Source organism: Actinosynnema sp. NPDC059797 (assembly GCF_042732085.1).
GTDB lineage: Bacteria > Actinomycetota > Actinomycetes > Mycobacteriales > Pseudonocardiaceae > Actinosynnema.
Window position 1 is genome coordinate 1 of sequence record NZ_JBHWIE010000057.1, and the last position, 18,251, is coordinate 18,251.

General features: G+C 73.3%; 20 protein-coding genes. All 20 read left to right on the forward strand.

Features of this window, described 5'->3' with window-relative positions:
• Positions 1–351: 351 nt before the first annotated feature.
• The 20 genes from ACFV4N_RS16710 to ACFV4N_RS16805 all read left to right on the forward strand — a co-directional run bounded on the left by ACFV4N_RS16710 (position 352) and on the right by ACFV4N_RS16805 (position 18,013).
• Positions 352–1,695 carry an ammonium transporter gene (locus tag ACFV4N_RS16710; RefSeq protein WP_499673419.1) on the forward strand — a complete coding sequence of 448 codons (1,344 nt, stop codon included), beginning with the start codon at positions 352–354 and terminating at the stop codon, positions 1,693–1,695.
• Complete coding sequence (locus tag ACFV4N_RS16715) at positions 1,692–2,030, forward strand: P-II family nitrogen regulator (protein ID WP_344035194.1); 339 nt, start codon at positions 1,692–1,694, stop codon at positions 2,028–2,030. Before ACFV4N_RS16710 ends, ACFV4N_RS16715 begins: the two co-directional genes overlap by 4 nt.
• Positions 2,031–2,049: 19 nt before the next feature.
• Positions 2,050–4,404 carry a [protein-PII] uridylyltransferase gene (locus ACFV4N_RS16720; RefSeq protein ID WP_499673420.1) on the forward strand — a complete coding sequence of 785 codons (2,355 nt, stop codon included), beginning with the start codon at positions 2,050–2,052 and terminating at the stop codon, positions 4,402–4,404.
• Between the two features lie 263 nt (positions 4,405–4,667).
• Complete coding sequence (locus ACFV4N_RS16725) at positions 4,668–5,213, forward strand: AAA family ATPase (RefSeq protein WP_499673421.1); 546 nt, start codon at positions 4,668–4,670, stop codon at positions 5,211–5,213.
• 58 nt (positions 5,214–5,271) lie between these two features.
• On the forward strand, positions 5,272–6,822 hold the full coding sequence (ffh, locus tag ACFV4N_RS16730; RefSeq protein WP_499673422.1) for a signal recognition particle protein: 1,551 nt from the start codon (positions 5,272–5,274) through the stop codon (positions 6,820–6,822).
• Positions 6,819–7,898: an amidohydrolase family protein gene (locus ACFV4N_RS16735; RefSeq protein WP_499673423.1), complete on the forward strand. Its 1,080-nt coding sequence runs from the start codon at positions 6,819–6,821 to the stop codon at positions 7,896–7,898. The genes ffh and ACFV4N_RS16735 overlap by 4 nt, the downstream gene beginning before the upstream one ends.
• A 181-nt stretch (positions 7,899–8,079) precedes the next feature.
• Positions 8,080–8,790, forward strand: a complete 711-nt coding sequence (locus tag ACFV4N_RS16740; RefSeq protein ID WP_499673424.1) for a CPBP family intramembrane glutamic endopeptidase — start codon at positions 8,080–8,082, stop codon at positions 8,788–8,790.
• 9 nt (positions 8,791–8,799) lie between these two features.
• On the forward strand, positions 8,800–9,582 hold the full coding sequence (locus tag ACFV4N_RS16745) for a CPBP family intramembrane glutamic endopeptidase (protein ID WP_499673425.1): 783 nt from the start codon (positions 8,800–8,802) through the stop codon (positions 9,580–9,582).
• Positions 9,579–10,334 (forward strand): LamB/YcsF family protein, encoded by a 756-nt coding sequence (locus ACFV4N_RS16750; RefSeq protein WP_499673426.1) that lies wholly within the window; start codon positions 9,579–9,581, stop codon positions 10,332–10,334. Before ACFV4N_RS16745 ends, ACFV4N_RS16750 begins: the two co-directional genes overlap by 4 nt.
• A 152-nt stretch (positions 10,335–10,486) precedes the next feature.
• Entirely contained in the window at positions 10,487–10,939 is a 453-nt protein-coding gene (rpsP, locus tag ACFV4N_RS16755) for a 30S ribosomal protein S16 (RefSeq protein ID WP_499673427.1), read from the forward strand.
• A complete protein-coding gene (locus ACFV4N_RS16760) occupies positions 10,936–11,175 on the forward strand; it encodes an RNA-binding protein (RefSeq protein ID WP_015104447.1) in 240 nt (79 codons plus the stop codon). Before rpsP ends, ACFV4N_RS16760 begins: the two co-directional genes overlap by 4 nt.
• A gap of 8 nt (positions 11,176–11,183) precedes the next feature.
• Positions 11,184–11,702 carry a ribosome maturation factor RimM gene (gene rimM / locus ACFV4N_RS16765; RefSeq protein ID WP_499673428.1) on the forward strand — a complete coding sequence of 173 codons (519 nt, stop codon included), beginning with the start codon at positions 11,184–11,186 and terminating at the stop codon, positions 11,700–11,702.
• Positions 11,692–12,444 carry a tRNA (guanosine(37)-N1)-methyltransferase TrmD gene (gene trmD, locus ACFV4N_RS16770; protein WP_499673429.1) on the forward strand — a complete coding sequence of 251 codons (753 nt, stop codon included), beginning with the start codon at positions 11,692–11,694 and terminating at the stop codon, positions 12,442–12,444. Before rimM ends, trmD begins: the two co-directional genes overlap by 11 nt.
• Positions 12,445–12,592: 148 nt before the next feature.
• Entirely contained in the window at positions 12,593–12,952 is a 360-nt protein-coding gene (gene rplS, locus ACFV4N_RS16775) for a 50S ribosomal protein L19 (protein ID WP_499673430.1), read from the forward strand.
• 34 nt (positions 12,953–12,986) lie between these two features.
• Positions 12,987–13,889 carry a signal peptidase I gene (gene lepB / locus ACFV4N_RS16780; protein WP_499673431.1) on the forward strand — a complete coding sequence of 301 codons (903 nt, stop codon included), beginning with the start codon at positions 12,987–12,989 and terminating at the stop codon, positions 13,887–13,889.
• A gap of 16 nt (positions 13,890–13,905) precedes the next feature.
• A complete protein-coding gene (gene lepB, locus ACFV4N_RS16785; RefSeq protein ID WP_499673432.1) occupies positions 13,906–14,808 on the forward strand; it encodes a signal peptidase I in 903 nt (300 codons plus the stop codon).
• A 54-nt stretch (positions 14,809–14,862) separates the two neighbouring features.
• Positions 14,863–15,612 (forward strand): ribonuclease HII, encoded by a 750-nt coding sequence (locus ACFV4N_RS16790; protein ID WP_499673451.1) that lies wholly within the window; start codon positions 14,863–14,865, stop codon positions 15,610–15,612.
• Positions 15,612–15,935: a DUF2469 domain-containing protein gene (locus ACFV4N_RS16795; protein WP_033431454.1), complete on the forward strand. Its 324-nt coding sequence runs from the start codon at positions 15,612–15,614 to the stop codon at positions 15,933–15,935. Before ACFV4N_RS16790 ends, ACFV4N_RS16795 begins: the two co-directional genes overlap by 1 nt.
• 216 nt (positions 15,936–16,151) lie before the next feature.
• Entirely contained in the window at positions 16,152–16,505 is a 354-nt protein-coding gene (locus ACFV4N_RS16800) for a YraN family protein (protein WP_499673433.1), read from the forward strand.
• Positions 16,505–18,013, forward strand: a complete 1,509-nt coding sequence (locus tag ACFV4N_RS16805) for a YifB family Mg chelatase-like AAA ATPase (RefSeq protein WP_499673434.1) — start codon at positions 16,505–16,507, stop codon at positions 18,011–18,013. The genes ACFV4N_RS16800 and ACFV4N_RS16805 overlap by 1 nt, the downstream gene beginning before the upstream one ends.
• Positions 18,014–18,251 lie beyond the last annotated feature (238 nt).

Below are 18,251 nucleotides of genomic sequence, written 5' to 3' on the forward strand. Positions count from 1 at the left end.
CCGCCCTCGTCGCCCCTCGGGGTGGGGGGCTCGCGCCGTCGCGGGAGGGCCGTGCGCCGATCGGCCCGGCCGCGCCGGCCCGCCCTACCGGAGCGGTCGTGACCCACCGTCGTCGCCACCGCGACCGGAGACCCGGGCGCCACCCCGGGGCGAGGGTCGCTCACACGGTCCGTCACCGGCGATTCCCCGGTCGGGAGGACTGATCGCGGGAAGAACGGGTTCCTTCAAGCGCGCGAAACGTGCCCGTAACACCGGGTCCCGGACAGTTCACCGGCGCGAAACCTTCGGCGCAACCGCGTGAAACAGGACATACCGATGCTCCCTGCAACCGACGTGCAGTGGAGGTCGACAGTGGATACAGGGGACACCGCCTGGGTACTCACCAGTGCCGCGCTGGTGCTGTTGATGACACCGGGCCTCGCCTTCTTCTACGGGGGCATGGTCCGGTCCAAGAGCGTGCTCAACATGATGATGATGAGCCTGGGTGCCATCGGCGTTGTCGGTGTGCTCTGGGTCCTCGTCGGCTACTCGATGGCGTTCGGCAAGGACGTCGGCGCGGGTCTGCTGGGCGCGCCCTTCGAGTTCTTCGGCCTTGACGGCCTGCTCAGCCCCGACGCGCTGTCCGGCACGCTGCCGGCCACGGTGTTCGTCGCGTTCCAGGCGATGTTCGCCATCATCACGGTGGCGCTGATCTCGGGTGCCATCGCCGACCGCGCCCGCTTCGGCCCCTGGCTGCTGTTCGCGGGCCTCTGGTCGGTCATCGTCTACTTCCCGGTCGCCCACTGGGTCTTCGACTTCGACGGCAAGGACGAGGCGGGCAACGTCGTCGACCCGGGCGGCTGGATCGCCAACCAGCTGGCCGCCATCGACTTCGCCGGCGGCACGGCGGTGCACATCAACGCCGGCGCGGCGGGCCTGGCGCTGGCGCTGGTCCTCGGCAAGCGCGTCGGTTGGCCGAAGGACCGGATGAAGCCGCACAGCCTCCCGCTGGTCGTCCTGGGCGCCGGCCTGCTGTGGTTCGGCTGGTTCGGCTTCAACGCGGGCTCCGCGGTCGCCGCCAACGCCACCGCCGGCGTCACCTTCGTCAACACCCTGGTCGCCACGTCGGCCGCGATGCTCGGCTGGCTGCTGGTGGAGCGCGTCCGCGACGGCAACGCCACCACCCTCGGCGCCGCCTCCGGCATCGTCGCGGGTCTCGTCGCGATCACCCCGGCCTGCTCGTCGGTCACCCCGCTCGGCGCCATCGCGATCGGCGCGATCACCGGCGCGCTGTGCGCCCTGGCGGTCAGCCTCAAGTACCGCTTCGGCTTCGACGACTCGCTCGACGTGGTCGGCGTGCACCTGGTCGGCGGCCTGTCCGGCACCCTGCTGATCGGCTTCTTCGCCAGCGACGCCGCCCCGGCGGGCGTCAACGGCCTCTTCTACGGCGGCGGCGTGGACCAGCTGTGGCGGCAGGCCGTCGGCGCGGTCGCGGTGCTCGCGTACTCCTTCGTGCTCAGCCTGCTGCTCGGCTACCTGGTCAAGATCACGGTCGGCTTCCGCGCCGACGAGGAGGCCGAGGTCGGCGGCATCGACGAGGCGGAGCACGCGGAGACCGCCTACGAGTTCGGCAGCGGCCTCGGCACCCGCGGCGCGAGCAAGCCCAGTGTCGCCGCCGGCGCCACCGCTGTCCTTGAGGGGAGCAACAAGTCATGAAGCTGGTCACAGCGATCATCAAGCCGTTCACCCTGGACGACGTGAAGGCATCCCTGGAGCAGTTGGGGGTGCTCGGCATGACCGTCAGCGAGGTGCAGGGCTACGGCAGGCAGAAGGGCCACACCGAGGTCTACCGCGGCGCCGAGTACGCCGTCGACTTCGTGCCCAAGCTGCGCATCGAGGTGCTGATCGACGACGCGGCCGTGGACAAGGTCCTGGACGCCGTCGTGGAGGCCGCGCGCACCGGCAAGATCGGTGACGGGAAGGTGTGGGTGACCCCCGTCGACACGGTCATCCGGGTCCGGACCGGGGAGCGCGGCTCGGACGCCCTGTAGGGAAGGGGAGACGGCCGTAATGGACAACACCGAGACGGCCGTCGTCACGGCTGACGACCTGGTGCGGGCACGCGATCGGCTGCTCGCGCCAGGTCGGCGCCGTCTGACGGGGGAGTCGTTGCGCGAGGCGCTGGTGGACCTGCACGAGTTCTGGCTCACCGCGCACGCCACGCAGGCGGGTGTGGGCGGGCCGGGCAGCGGCGCCGCCCTGGCCGCCGTGGGGGGTCTGGGCAGGCGAGAGCTGGTGCCCTATTCCGACCTGGACCTGGTCCTGGTGCACAACGGGCACAAGGGCGTCGACACGGTGGCCGAGAAGCTGTGGTACCCGCTGTGGAACTCCGGCATCGGCCTGGACCACTCGGTGCGCACGGTCGGCGAGGCGCTGCGGGTCGCGTCCTCCGACCTGCGCACCGCGCTGGGCCTGCTGGACGCCCGGCACCTCGCGGGCGACCAGGAGGTCACCCGCCGCCTGGCCGACGGCGCGCGCCAGGCGTGGCGCTCCGGCGTGCGCGGCAGGCTGGACGAGATGGCCGAGTCCGCCTCGCGGCGGTGGGCCCGCAGCGGCGAGGTCGCGCACCGCGTGGAGCCCGACCTCAAGCACGGCCGCGGCGGGCTGCGCGACGTGACGCTGCTGGACGCGTTGAGCGCCGCGCAGCTGACCGACCGGCCGTCGGCGGAGGTCGAGGAGGCGCGCAAGCTGCTGCTGGACGTGCGCACGGAGCTGCGCCGGGTGGCCGGTCGGCCGCGCGACGTGCTGCGCGCGCAGGACGGCGACGAGGTGGCGGCGGCCCTGGGCCTGCCGGACCGCTTCGCGCTCGCGCGGGCGATGTCCTCGGCGGCGCGCACCGTCGTGTACGCCGTGGACGTGGCCATGCGCACGGCGCGGGCCGCGGCGCCCAAGCGCGGGCTGGGGGTGTTCGCGCGGTCGCCGCTGCGGAGGGCTCCCGCCCGGCGGCCCCTGGACGAGGGCGTCGTGCTGCACGGCGCCGAGGTGGCGCTGGCCCGGGACGCCCTGCCCGGCCGCGACCCGGCGCTGCTGCTGAGGGTGGCCACGGCCGCCGCGCGCGGCAAGCACCCGATCGCCGCGGGCACCCTGGCCAAGCTCGCCGACTCGGCGCCCGAGCTGCGGCAGCCGTGGCCCCGGGAGGCCCGCGACGAGCTGCTGGCGCTGCTGGGCAGCGGCACGGGCCTGATCGACGTGGTGGAGGCCCTGGACCGCACCGGGCTGTGGGGCAGGCTGTTCCCGGAGTGGGGCGCGGTGCGCGACCTGCCGCCGCGCGACGCCGCCCACACCTGGACCGTGGACCGCCACCTCGTGCAGGCCACGGCGCACGCGGCCCGGCTGGTCACCCGGGTCTCGCGCCCGGACCTGCTCCTGCTGGGCGCCCTGGTGCACGACATCGGCAAGGGCAGGCAGGCCGACCACTCCGAGGTCGGCGCGGCGCTGACCACGCAGGTCGCCGAGCGCCTCGGCCTGTGGCCCCAGGACGTGGTCACGCTCACCGCGCTGGTGCGCCACCACCTCCTCCTGCCGCACACGGCGACCCGCCGGGACGTGGAGGACGAGGCGACCGTGCGCCGGGTGGTGGACACGCTCGGCGGCGACCCGGTGCTGCTGGAGCTGCTGCACGCGCTGGCCGAGGCCGACGCGCTGGCCACCGGGCCGGGCGTGTGGACGGACTGGAAGGCGTCGCTGGTCAACGACCTGGTCGGCCGCTGCCGCACGGCGATGGCGGGCGACCCGCTGCCCGAGCCGGAACCCCTGGACCAGCGGCAGCGCGACCTGGCGCGGGCCGCGGCCGGCAGCGGCAGGCCCGACGTGCTGCTCGACGCGAGCGGCGGCACCGCCGTCGTCACGGTCGTCGCGCCGGACCGCCCCGGCCTGCTCTCGCGGGCCGCGGGGGTGCTGGCGCTGAACTCGCTGGAGGTGCACGCCGCCGCGCTGCGCTCGCACGAGGGCGCGGCCGTGGACGTCTTCACCGTCTCGCCGAGGTTCGGCTCGCTGCCGGACGTGACGCTGCTGCGCGAGCAGCTCACCAGGGCGGTGGACGGCTCGCTGGCGCTGTCCGAGAAGCTCGCCGCCAAGGAGCGCGACTACGGCGGGCCTCCGCAGGACCCGCCACCGCCGAAGGTGCTGTGGTTCGACGACGAGTCGACCGGCGCGGTGGTGCTGGAGCTGCGGGCGGCCGACCGGATCGGGCTGCTGCACCGCGTCGCCGACGCGCTGGAGCGCTCCGGCGTGGACGTGGTGTGGGCGCGGGTGTCCACCCTGGGCTCCACGGTCGTGGACTCCTTCGCGCTCACCGCGGCGGACGGCCTCGGGCGCGCCCGCCGGGACGCGGTCGAACGCGCGGTGGTCGCCGCCTCCCGGTGAACCGAGGGCTCCCGGTGAACCAGGTAGGTCTACGCACGACCCCTGCGGGTGCTCACGCTGCCGGGTGCGCCGCCGGCGGGGCAGGCTTTGCGGCGTGACGACGGGGGACCACCCCGGGGGGTGTCGTCACCGAAGTGGTCCGGGAGCGGCTCATCGAGGGGTTGTGCCGCCCCCGGGCCACCGCCCGCCGGCGCCGCTCCGGCAGCCGGGACCGGCGGTTCGGAACTCGGCGGCGTCCGAAACGTCTCTTTAGTATGGAAGCGATGACCGCCGTCGCCGTGAGGCCGCGTTCACTCGTCGTGCTGGCCGGCCTGCCGGGCGCGGGCAAGACGACGTTGCTCGCCGCCGCCGACACCGGGGGTGAGCCGGCGGTCGTGCTGGACTCCGACCAGGTGCGCGCCCACCTCGTGGGCGTGGTCCCCGGGGCCGTCCCCTACCGCTGCTACCGCCCGGTGGTGCACCTCGTGCACCGCACCCGCATCCTCTGGTACGCGATCACCGCCACCCGCAGCCTGCTGCTGGTGCACGAGCCGTCCACCCGGCCCACCACCCGGGCCGGCCTGGTGGTCGTCGGGCTGCTGACCAACCGGTCCCGGCACTTCGTGTGGCTCGACGCCAGCCCCGAGGAGGCCCTGTCGGGCCAGGTCGAGCGGGGCAGGCTGCTGAACTCCCGGTCGTTCGCCCGGCACGTGCGCCGCGCCGCCCGGCTGCGGACCCGCTTCCGGTCGGGCCGCCCGCCGCGCGGCTGGCAGGGCCTGACCGTGCTCACCCGCCGTGACCGCCTGCGGCTTTCGGCGACCGTCGCGTGAACGGCTACCCTGGCGGGTGACCAGTGGCGGAATCCGACGTGCGAGGTCTGGCGGCACCGTGTTCAACACCCTCTCCGACCGGCTCACCTCGGTCCTGCAGAACCTGCGGGGCAAGGGGCGGCTCTCCGACGCCGACATCGACGCCACCGCGCGCGAGATCCGGGTCGCGCTGCTGGAGGCCGACGTCGCGCTCCCCGTGGTGCGCTCCTTCATCGCCAGCGTCAAGGAGCGGGCCAAGGGCTCCGAGGTCTCGCAGGCGCTGAACCCGGCGCAGCAGGTCGTCAAGATCGTCAACGAGGAGCTGGTCGGCATCCTCGGCGGGGAGACCCGCAGGCTGAACCTGGCCAAGACGCCGCCGACGGTCATCATGCTCGCCGGCCTCCAGGGCGCGGGCAAGACGACCCTGGCGGGCAAGCTCGCCCGGTGGCTCAAGGGCCAGGGCCACACGCCGCTGCTCGTGGCGTGCGACCTCCAGCGGCCCAACGCGGTGACCCAGCTCCAGGTGGTCGGCGAGCGCGCGGGCGTGCCCGTGTTCGCGCCCGAGCCCGGCAACGGCGTCGGCGACCCGGTGGGCGTGGCCCGCCGCGGCGTCGAGGAGGCCAAGCGGGCGCAGCACGACGTCGTCGTGGTCGACACCGCGGGCCGCCTGGGCGTCGACGAGGAGATGATGCGCCAGGCGGTCGACATCCGCGCCGCCGTGCAGCCCGACGAGGTGCTGTTCGTGGTCGACGCGATGATCGGCCAGGACGCGGTCAACACGGCCACCGCGTTCCGCGACGGCGTCGGCTTCACCGGCGTGGTGCTCACCAAGCTCGACGGCGACGCCCGCGGTGGCGCCGCGCTCAGCGTCCGCGAGGTCACCGGCCAGCCGATCCTGTTCGCCTCCAACGGCGAGAAGCTGGAGGACTTCGACGTCTTCCACCCGGACCGGATGGCGAGCCGCATCCTCGGCATGGGTGACATGCTCACCCTCATCGAGCAGGCCGAGCAGGCGTTCGACGCCCAGCAGGCCGAGGCCGCCGCGGTCAAGCTCGGCTCCGGCCAGCTGACGCTGGAGGACTTCCTGGAGCAGATGCTGGCCCTGCGCAAGATGGGGCCCATCGCCAACCTCCTGGGCATGCTGCCGGGCGCGAACCAGATGAAGGACCAGCTCGCCAACCTCGACGAGAAGCACCTCGACCGGGTCCAGGCGATCATCCGCGGCATGACGCCGGCCGAGCGCGACGACCCCAAGATCATCAACGCCTCCCGCAGGCTGCGCATCGCCAACGGCTCGGGCGTCCGGGTCAGCGACGTCAACGACCTGGTCAACCGCTTCTTCGAGGCGCGCAAGATGATGAGCCAGATGGCGGGCCGGTTCGGCCTGCCGGGCGGCGGCGGTGGCAAGAACAACCGCAAGGGCAAGGGCAAGAAGGGGAAGAAGGGGAAGGGTCGCGGCCCGACGCCGCCGAAGGTGCGCGGCGGCTTCCCCGGGATGCCCGGCATGCCCGGGATGATGCCGCCCGGCATGATGCCCCCCGGCGGCGCGCCCGAGCTGCCGCCCGGCCTGGGCGGCCTCGACCAGCTCCCGCCCGGCTTCGACCCGTCGAAGCTGAAGTTCGGCAAGTGACCGGCCTGCACCTGAGGGGCGTCGTCCTCCCCGAGGGCGGCGCGCCGCGGGACCTCTGGGTGGTCAACGGCCGCATCCGCACCCGCCCGGTGCCCGGCGCGACCACGGTGTCCGACGGCGGGTACCTCGTGCCCGGCCTGGTGGACGCGCACTGCCACGTCGGCCTCGGGCCCCGCGGCGCGGTCGACCTGCCCGGGGCCGTGGACCAGGCGCTGGCCAACCGCGACGCGGGCGCGCTGCTGCTGCGCGACTGCGGCTCGCCCCTGGACACCAGGCCGCTCCAGGAGCGACTGGACCTGCCGCGCGTCATCCGGGCCGGCCGCCACCTGGCCCGGCCCAAGCGCTACATCCGGTACCTGGGCCACGAGCTGGAGGACCCGGCCGACCTGCCCGCCGCGGTGGCCGAGCAGGTCGCCGACGGCGACGGCTGGGTCAAGCTCGTCGGCGACTGGATCGACCGGGACACCGGCGACCTGGCGCCGCTGTGGACCGAGGACGTGCTCACCGAGGCGATCAAGGTCGCCCACGAGGCCAAGGCCAGGGTCACCGCGCACGTGTTCGGCGAGGAAGCCCTGCCGGCGCTGCTCAACGCGGGCATCGACTGCGTCGAGCACGGCACGGGCCTGACCGACGACACGATCGAGCTGATGGCGCGCAACGGCACGGCCCTGGTGCCCACCCTGATCAACGTCGTCGAGAACTTCCCGTCGATCGCGGCGGGCGCGGACAGGTACCCGGTCTACCAGGCGCACATGCGGGACCTGCACGCGCGCGTGGAGCGGACCGTGGCCAAGGCCGTGGAGGCGGGCGTGCCGGTGTTCGCGGGCACCGACGCGGGCGGCGGCATCGCGCACGGCCGGGTCGTCGACGAGGTCGAGGCGCTGCACCGGGTCGGCCTGACGGCCGAGCGGGCGCTGGGCGCGGCCTCCTGGGCGGCCCGCGAGTGGCTGGGCTTCCCGTCGCTCACCGAGGGCGCCGCGGCCGACGTCGTGGTCTACGAGTCGGACCCGCGCGCGGACCTGGCCGCGCTGCGCCGGCCGAAACTGGTGATGTTGAGGGGCCGGATCCACGGCTGACGGTCGCGCGGCCGGCGCGCCCGGCCCGCGCCCCCCGGTGCCGACAGTTCGGTGAAACCCCGCTCCCGGTGGAATTCTTCCTGCTCAAGCGGGCACCCCGAACGCATGCGTGCCGCCGTCAGGGTGATCTTGACCGAACTCGGGCGGCACCGCACGTCCGCGGCCCAGTACTTTCGGACGGGTGGCGGAACAGGACATCCAGGACACCGGTCGCGGGCACTGGGCGTTCCTGGCGTTCTTCACCGGGCTGGGCGGTTACTACCTGGCCACGCTGGTCTTCACCGCCGCCACCGCCGACCGCTTCGCCGAGGTGGACATCGCCGACCCGCCGGTGCTGGGCCCGCTGCTGCTCCTGGTCTTCCTGCCCAACGTCCTGCTGGGGCTCGGCCCGGCCGTGGTGTCGTGGCGCCTGGGCAGCGGCCCGAACCGCGACTTCGGCCTGTGGCCCACCGCGCGCGACCTCAAGGTGGGCCTGGTCATGGGCGGCGCGGCGCTGCTGGCCGCCTGGCTGCTGGGCACGATCCTGCTGCGCGTCAACCCCGACCCGACCACCGGCGTGGAGCAGATCGAGGCCCTGTCCGGCGGGCGGACGGTCTGGCTGGCCGCCGCGGCCCTGTTCGTCTTCCTCGGCGCGCCGCTGACCGAGGAGCTGCTCACCAGGGGCGCGCTGTGGCAGGCCCTGGCGCACTACAAGATCCCGAAGGGCGTGGTCCTGGCCCTCACCGCCCTGGTCTTCGCGTTCCTCCACGAGGAGAGCTGGCGCATGTTCGGCCTCTTCGCCCAGGGGCTCGCCATCGGCGCGGCCCGGATGATCACCGGACGGGCAGCGTCCAGCGTGGTGGCCCACGCGACGAACAACCTGCTGCCCGCCGTGTACCTGTACACCGGCTGATTAGGGTGGATGGCTGTGGAACCACCGGACGAACCCCCGACGGGACTGATCGCGAGCGTCCGCGCCGTGAAGCGGGAACCGGAGCCGGAACGCACCGGCCAGCGCTGGGGCTTCGGCGCCTTCCTGCTGGTGGAGGCCGTCTTCATCCTCAGCGCCGTGTTCATCACCGCGCTGGCCCGCACCTCCGGCACGGACATCGGCTCGTCGGTGGCGTTCATCCTGGTCGGCTCGATCGTGCCCACCGTCCTCGCGGCGACCGTGGCGGTCGTCATCACCTACGTGCGCGGCAACGGCCCGTGGCAGGACCTGCGCCTGGGCTGGAACCGGGCCGACGTCAAGATCGGCCTCAAGCTGGGCGCGCTCGGCCTGGTGCTGACCTACGTCGCCGCGGTGATCTGGTCGCGCGCGGTCGGTGACAAGAACGCGACCTCGGCGATCGGCGAGCTGGTCGACGGCGCGGGGCTGCCGGTGGCCGCCGCCGTGGCCATGTTCTGCTACGTCTGCTTCCTGGGCCCGGTCTGCGAGGAGATCATCTACCGGGGCCTGCTCTGGGGCGCGATCGAGCGGCAGCGCTGGAGCCGCTGGGCGGCGTTCACGCTCACCACCCTGATCTTCGCCGCGAGCCACCTGGAGCCGCTGCGCACCTCGCTGCTGATCGTGATCGCCCTGCCGATCGGCATCGCCCGGCTGATCACCCGCAGGCTGACCGCCAGCGTGGTCGCGCACGTGATCAACAACTTCCTGCCCGGCCTGACCCTCCTGCTCGTCTCCATCGGGGTGATGCCCGCGTGATCGACCTCAACAGCGACCTCGGCGAGGGGTTCGGCATCTGGCGCCTGGGCGACGACGACGCCCTGCTCGACGTCGTCACCAGCGCGAACGTGGCCTGCGGCTTCCACGCGGGCGACCCGTCGACCATGCGGCGGGTGTGCCGGGGGGCCGCCGCGCGCGGCGTGGCCGTCGGCGCCCAGGTGTCCTACCGCGACCTCGCCGGCTTCGGCCGCCGCTTCATCGACGCCGACCCGGCCGAGCTGGCCGACGAGGTGCTGTACCAGGTGGGCGCGCTCGACGCGTGCGCCCGCGCGGCAGGCACCCGGGTGTCCTACGTGAAGCCGCACGGAGCGCTCTACAACGCCACCGTGCACCACGACGAGCAGGCGCGGGCCGTGGTGGAGGGCGTCCGGGCGTTCGGCGACCTGCCGGTGCTCGGGCTGCCCGGCTCCCGGCTGCTCCACCACGCCGGGCGGGCCGGCCTGCGCGCCGTGCGCGAGGCGTTCGCCGACCGCGCCTACACCCCGGAGGGCGCGCTGGTGTCACGCCGGCTGCCCAACGCGGTCCTGACCAGCGCGGACGCCGTGCTGGCGCAGGTGCTGAGGCTGGCCGAGCACGGCGAGCTGGTGGCCGTGGACGGCACCGTCGTGCCGGCCCGGGTCGAGTCCGTCTGCGTCCACGGGGACACCCCGGGAGCGGTCGAGCACGCCCGGCGGATCCGCGCCGAACTGGAGTCCCGGGGCACAACGGTGGCCCGGTTCGTCGCGGACTAGGGTCGTCTGGCACAATTGTTGGTTGTTCGCCGAGGTCGGTCCCTCTCACCGTGCCGTGGCGCCCCAGACAACTGGGCTTTCACCACCCGCGCCCCACTCGGGTGAGGACTGCCCAACCTGAGCACATCAGAGCACGAGGAGCACCCACACCCGTGGCCGTCAAGATCAAGCTTCAGCGGCTTGGCAAGATCCGTCAGCCGTACTACCGCATCGTCGTCGCCGACGCGCGCACCCGTCGCAGCGGCAAGGCCATCGAGACGATCGGCAAGTACCACCCGAAGGAAGAGCCGTCGCTGATCCAGGTCGACACCGACCGGGCCCAGTACTGGCTGGGCGTCGGCGCGCAGCCGACCGAGCCCGTGCAGCGCCTGCTGGAGATCACCGGTGACTGGCAGAAGTTCAAGGGCCTGCCGGGCGCCGAGGGCACGCTGAAGCTCAAGGAGCCGAAGCCGAGCAAGGCGGACCTGTTCGCCGCCGCGCTGGCCGCCGCCGGCGAGGAGCCGACGACCGAGGCCACCACGCCGAAGAAGAAGTCGGCCAAGAAGGACGACGCCAAGAAGGCGGACGCCGAGCCCGCCGCCGAAGCCGCCAAGGACGAGGCGTGAGCTTGTTGGCTGACGCCCTCGAACACCTCGTTCGGGGCATCGTCGACCACCCGGACGACGTCCGGGTGAACCTGGTCACGACCCGGCGCGGTCGCACGCTGGAGGTCCACGTCCACCCGGACGACCTCGGCAAGGTGATCGGCCGGTCCGGCCGCACCGCGACCGCGCTGCGCACCGTGATGGCCGGCATCGGTGGTCGTGGCGTGCGCGTCGACGTGGTCGACACCGATCGCTGAGCGCGCGCATGGACGTCGTCGTCGGCCGAGTGGCCAAGGCGCACGGCATCGGTGGCGAACTCGCCGTCGACCTGCGCACCGACCTGCCCGAGACCCGGTTCGCGCCGGGCTCGGTGCTGGTCGCCAAGCTGCGTGACGGGACGTCCCGCAACCTCACCGTCGCAGCCGCCCGGAACCACTCCGGGCGGCTGCTGGTGCGTTTCGAGGAGGTCCTGACGCGCGACGTCGCCGAGACGCTGCGCGGCACCCTGCTGTTCGCCGGCACGGACGACCTGCCGCCCACCGGCGACCCGGACGAGTTCTACGACCACGAGCTGGAGGGCCTGGTCGCCGAGCTGGTCGACGGCACGAGGGTCGGCACCGTCCGCGAGGTCCTGCACGGACCGGGCGGCGAGCTGCTGGTGATCGTGCGCGAGTCCGGCGACGAGGCGATGGTCCCGTTCGTCCGCGACATCGTCCCCGCCGTCGACGTCCCGGGCGGCCGGCTGGTGCTGGACCCGCCCGAGGGCCTGCTCGATGCGGGTTGACGTCGTCACGATCTTCCCCGAGTACCTGGACCCCCTGCGGGCCGCGCTGCTCGGCAAGGCGATCGACCGGGGCCTGATCTCGGTCGGCGTGCACGACCTGCGCGACTGGACGCACGACGTGCACAAGGCCGTGGACGACAGCCCGTACGGCGGCGGCCCCGGCATGGTGATGAAGCCGCAGGTGTGGGGCGACGCGCTGGACGCCGTCTGCACCGAGGAGACCCGGCTGGTCGTGCCCACGCCCGCCGGGCGGCCGTTCACCCAGGCGATGGCCCGCGAGCTGGCCGGCGAGGAGCACCTGGTGTTCGCCTGCGGCCGGTACGAGGGCATCGACCAGCGCGTGGTGGACGACGCGTCCCGCCGGATGCGCGTGGACGAGGTCTCCATCGGCGACTACGTGCTGGTGGGCGGCGAGGTGGCCGTCCTGGTCGTGGTCGAGGCCGTGGCCCGGCTGCTGCCCGGCGTGCTGGGCAACCCGCGCTCCGCCGCCGAGGACTCGTTCTCCGACGGCCTGCTGGAGGGGCCCAGCTACACCCGCCCGGAGGTGTGGCGCGAGCTGGCCGTGCCGGAGGTCCTGCGCTCGGGCAACCACCGGCTGATCGACCGCTGGCGCCGCGACCAGGCGCTGCGCCGGACCTGGGAACGCCGCCCGGAACTGGTCGAGGCGCTGCCCGAGGAGGCCCTCGACAAGCACGACCGCAAGCTGCTCGACGAGCTCAGGTCAGGGCCGATTTCGTCCTGACCGGCCGCGTCTGGCACACTGGACAGGTTGCTGCACCCGGTTCAACTCATCCGGCGTGCGCCAAGCCCGCCCCCGCGCGTGTGAAACGTTGGCTGGACCGCGCCCTGGGGGAGTACGCAATACACGTGAGGACGAGGACGGACCACCGATGAACACCCTGGACGCTCTTGACGCCCAGTCGCTGCGCTCCGACATCCCGGACTTCCGGCCGGGCGACACGCTGAAGGTCCACGTCCGCGTCATCGAGGGCTCCCGCGAGCGGGTCCAGGTGTTCCAGGGCGTCGTGATCCGCCGCCAGGGCGGCGGCATCCGCGAGACCTTCACCGTCCGCAAGGTCTCCTTCGGCGTCGGTGTCGAGCGCACCTTCCCGATCCACTCCCCGAACATCTCCGAGATCGAGGTCGCCACCCGCGGCGACGTGCGCCGGGCGAAGCTGTACTACCTGCGCGACCTGCGCGGCAAGGCGGCCAAAATCCGCGAGAAGCGCGAGGCCAAGCCGGCCTCCTGACGGCCGGTTCACGCGGAACCAGTAGCCTGCCCACGTGGCAGATCCCGTGCACCGCTCCGCTGACGAAGACGGTCAGGATCCCGCAGCCGAGTCCACACCGGACGCGGCTGCGGGAGGCAAGTCCGCCAAGGGCAAGAAGAAGCCCCCGCTGTGGCGCGAGCTGCTCGTGCTCGCCGCCACGGCCCTGGTGCTCACCGTCCTGATCCAGACCTTCCTCGCGCGGGTGTACGTGATCCCGTCGCAGTCGATGGAGGAGACCCTCCACGGCTGCCCCGGCTGCAACAACGACCGGGTGCTGGTGGACAAGCTGGTCTACGACTTCACCGAGATCGAGCCGGGCGAGGTCGTGGTGTTCCGCGGCCCCGACTCGTGGGGCCAGAACGACTTCACCACCGAGGAGTCGAGCAACCCGGTGGTCAGGGGCCTGCACTCGATCGCGTCCCTGGTGGGCCTCGCGCCGCCGAACGAGCGGGACTTCGTCAAGCGGGTCATCGCCACCGGCGGCCAGACCGTGGAGTGCTGCGACGACCAGCACCGGGTCAAGGTCGACGGCAAGCCGCTGGACGAGCCGTACATCTACTGGCAGCCCGGCACGTCGCCGGAGAACCACGAGCCGTTCGAGCCGGTCACGGTGCCCGAGGGCCACCTCTGGGTGATGGGCGACAACCGCACCAACTCCACCGACTCCCGCAAGCAGGGCGGCGGCGGCCTGGCCGGTGTCGTGCCCGAGGAGAACGTGATCGGCAAGGCCCGGGTGATCGTGCTGCCGCCGTCGCGCTGGCAGGGCATCGGCGATCACAACCCGCAGGCCGTGTCGCTGGGCGCGCCCGCGTGGCAGAGCGCGATCCCGGCGGGTGCGGGCCTGGCCGCGGCGTGGCCGGTCCTGTTCTTCACCCGTAAGGTGCGCAGGCGGTTGACCAGGGCCACACAGCCCTGATCGGTACGCTGAGCGGGTGGTAGACGTCGCACCGTCCCGGGGTCCTGCCGACGGCGAGGACCCCGAGCACGAGGAGAAGGTCGAGCGCTGGCGCGCGAGCACGCGCCGGAAGGCCGCCAAGAAGGGCTCCTTCTGGAAGGAGCTGCCCATCCTCGTCGGTGTGGCGGTCCTGCTGGCGGTGTTGATCCAGACCTTCCTGGCGAAGGTCTACATGATCCCGTCGGAGTCGATGGAGCAGACCCTGCACGGGTGCACCGGCGAGTGCTTCGGCGACCGCGTGCTGGTGGACAAGCTCACCTACGACTTCACCGAGCCGTCGCCGGGTGACGTGGTGGTCTTCCACGGCCCGGACAGCTGGATCAACCGCGACTTCGAGGCGCCCGAGCCGGCCAACCCGGTGGCCAGGGCGGTCCAGTTCGCCGGTTCGCTGCTGGGGTTCCCCACGGCGAACGAGGAGGACTTCGTCAAGCGGGTCGTCGCGGTCGGCGGGCAGACCGTGAAGTGCTGCGACGACCAGAACCGCGTGCAGGTGGACGGCAGGCCGCTGGACGAGCCGTACGTGTACCGGGCGCTCGGCCGCAGCACCGCGCAGGAGTCGTTCGCCGAGGTCAAGGTGCCCGAGGGGTACCTGTTCGTGCTGGGCGACAACCGCAACGACTCGTGCGACTCGCGGTGCCAGGGCGGTGGCGGCGAGGCCGGGCTCGTGCCGGTGGAGAACGTGGTCGGCAAGGCGCGGGTGGTCGTGCTGCCGCCGTCGCGCTGGCAGGGCGTGGGCGACCACGACCCGCAGGCCGTGTCGCTGGGCGCGCCCGCGTGGCAGGACGCCCTGCCCGCCGGCGCGGGCCTGGCCGCCGCGTGGCCCGTGCTGCTGGTCGGCAGGCGGGTGAGGGCGCGGCTGAGGCGCTCGGGGCTGGGATAGGGTCGAGGGGTGATCGGCAAGCCGCCCCGCGCGCAGGTTCGGCAGGCCGCGGGCATGTGGGCCTTCCAGGCCGCGCTGGACCGGCGCGGCCTCGGTCCCGTGGCGGGCGTGGACGAGGCGGGTCGAGGCGCCTGCGCGGGTCCCCTGGTCGTGGCGTCGTGCGTGCTCAAGGCCGGTGACGCGGCGAGGTTCGAAGGGCTCACCGACTCCAAGCTGCTCACCGCGCCCGCCCGCGAGCGGATTTACGACCTGCTGCTGGAGCGCGCGCAGGACTACGCGGTGGTCGTGGTGCCGGCCGCCGAGGTCGACCTGATCGGCGTGCACGTGGCGAACATCGAGGGGATGCGCCGGGCTGTCGCCCGATTGGGTGCACATCCCGGGTACGTGCTGACCGACGGCTTCCCCGTGCCGGGGCTGACCGCGCCGAACGTGCCGGTGGTCAAGGGCGACCGGGTGGCCGCGTGCGTGGCCGCCGCGTCCGTGCTGGCCAAGGTGACGCGGGACCGGATCATGACCGGGTTGCACGAGGAGCTGCCCGCCTACGGGTTCGACGTGCACAAGGGCTACAGCACCGCCGACCACGCCGCCGCGCTGCTGGAGCACGGGCCGAGTGCGCAACACCGCTGGTCGTATGCGAATGTGGCGGCTGCGGCCCGGGAGCACGGGCTGGAGCCGCCGCACCCGGTGGCGCGCGGAGCCTCGACCGCCGGCGTGGTCCAGAATGGAGCACCCCGGCACACCGGCGGTGGCAGGCTCGCGACGAGGAGGGGCGCGGATCAGATGAACACCCGCGCGGAGGCGTAATGAGTGCAGAGGATCTCGAGAAGTACGAGACCGAGATGGAGTTGTCGCTGTACAAGGAGTACCGCGACATCGTCAGCCAGTTCTCGTTCGTCGTGGAGACCGAGCGGCGGTTCTACCTGGCCAACTCGGTGGACGTGCAGGTCCGCAACGCGGACGGCGAGGTCTACTTCGAGGTGCGGATGTCCGACGCCTGGGTGTGGGACATGTACCGCCCCGCCCGGTTCGTCAAGAACGTCCGGGTGATCACCTTCAAGGACGTCAACGTGGAGGAGCTGGACAAGCCGGAACTCCGGTTGCCCGAGGACGGCCCGTTCAACTCCTGACACCCGTCACGTCGCAGGGGCTCACCGTTCGGTGGGCCCCTGCGCGGCGTTGAGGCCCTGTCGGCGCCTCTTTCGGGGCCATTAGCACACAACCCCGACAATTCCGGTTCATCCATCACCACCGCCGCGAGTTGTCCACAGTTCCCGGTTCCCCCGTGGCCCGCACCCACCCTCCCCGGCAAGGTCGATCCCGAGACCGACGACCGGGGAGGGACCATGAGCACCGCGACGGAGCTGGGCAAACGGGGTGAGGACGCGGCCTGCCGCTACCTGGAGGGGCAGGGCCTGTCCGTCCTGGCGCGCAACTGGCGCTGCCCGGAGGGCGAACTGGACATCGTCGCCACGGACGGCGCCCGCCTCGTCGTGGTGGAGGTCAAGTGCCGGTCCGGCACCTCCCGCGGCGCGCCCCTGGAGGCGGTGGGCGGAACGAAGCTGGCCCGCGTGCGCCGGGCGGCCTTGAGCTGGCTGGCCGCGCACCGGATCGGCCGCGTGGAGGTCCGCTACGACGTCGTGGCCATCGAGTGGCCGCGCACCGGGCGGATCCACCTGCGCCACGTGCGGGGTGTGTGATGGCGCTCGCGCGGGCGTGGTCGGTGGCCCTCTTCGGCGTGGACGGCGTCCCCGTCGAGATCGAGGCCGACGTGGGCGTGGGCGTGGTGAACACCCAGCTCCTGGGCCTCCCGGACGCGGCCCTGCACGAGTCGAAGGACCGCGTCAAGGCGGCCGTGCGCAACAGCGGCCACGACTGGCCGAGCCAGCGCGTGACCCTGGGCCTGTCCCCGGCCACCCTGCCGAAGAACGGCTCGGGCTACGACCTGGCCCTCGCCTGCGTGGTGCTGGCGGCGGCGAGGGCCATCCCTGGCGAGGCCCTGGCCGGCACGGTCCTGCTGGGCGAGCTGGCCCTGGACGGCCGGGTCCGCCCGATCAGGGGCGTGCTCCCGTCGCTGCTGGCCGCCCGACGGGCGAACCTGACGAGGGCCGTGGTCCCGGCGCCGTGCCTGCCGGAGGCCGCCCTGGTGGACGGCGTGACCGTCCACGGCGCGACCACGCTGGCCGAGGTGCTGGCGTGGCTCACGGGCCAGGGCGAGCTGCCCGAGGCGGGGGAGCCCGAGGCGGGGGAGCCGCCACCGGGCCCGGACCTGGCCGACGTCCTCGGCCAACCGGAGGCGAGGTGGGCCCTGGAGGTGGCGGCGGCGGGCGGCCACCACCTCCTCCTCACCGGCCCGCCGGGCACCGGCAAGACCATGCTGGCCCAGCGGCTGGCCGGCCTGCTCCCGCCGCTGTCGCCGGAGGAGGCCCTGGGCGTGACCGCGGTCCACTCGATCGCCGGCCTCCTGACCCCGGAGACCCCGCTGGTCACCACCCCGCCGTTCGTGGCCCTGCACCACTCGACGTCACCGGCGGCCCTGGTCGGCGGCGGGGCGGGCCTGGCCAAACCGGGCGCGGTGAGCCGGGCGCACCGGGGCGTGCTGTTCCTGGACGAGGCGTGCGAGTTCGGTGCCGCGAAGCTGGAGGCCCTGCGCACGGTCCTGGAGGAGGGCGAGGTGCGCCTGGCCAGGCGTGACGGCATAGCCCGCTACCCGGCGCGCTTCCAGTTGGTGATGGCCACGAACCCCTGCCCGTGCGCCCCGCCGAAGGAGATCGACTGCGTCTGCCCGCCCGCCGCCCGCCGCCGCTACCGGGCCAGGCTCTCCGGCCCCCTGCTGGACCGGGTGGACCTGAGGGTGCCCATGCGCCCGCTGACGGCCATGAGCGCCACCGACGTCCCACCGGAACCCACCGCCGCCGTCCGGGCGCGGGTCCACAAGGCGAGGACGAGAGCGGCCGAACGCTGGTCGGCCCACGGCTGGCTGACCAACGCCGAGGTGCCGGGCCCGGCCCTGCGCCGGGAGTTCGCCCTACCGGGCCACACCACCGCGATCCTCGACCGGTCCCTGTCGAGGGGCACCCTGACCGGCCGAGGCGCCGACCGCTGCCTCCGCGTGGCCTGGACCCTGGCCGACTTGGCGGAGGAGAGCCACCCGACCGCGGACCACGTGGCAGCCGCCCTGGAGTTCCGCGAGCGGAGGAAGTCATGACCACCCACCAACCCCCCACCCACGGCTCCAGCGCCCACCGCCCCGAGCCCCGTCATCCAGTCCCTGCCACCCCTGCCTGTTCGCCCTCGCCCCTCACCGCACCTGCTCCTGCCTGCGCCGCGCCACCCCGCCGCTGGGTCCTTCCCGCCGCTTCTCCTCCCCTCCTCCCGTCTCCTTCCTTCCTCCCGGCTCCTCATCTCCTGGGTCCCACCTCCCAGGTCGGCGGTGTTCGGGACAG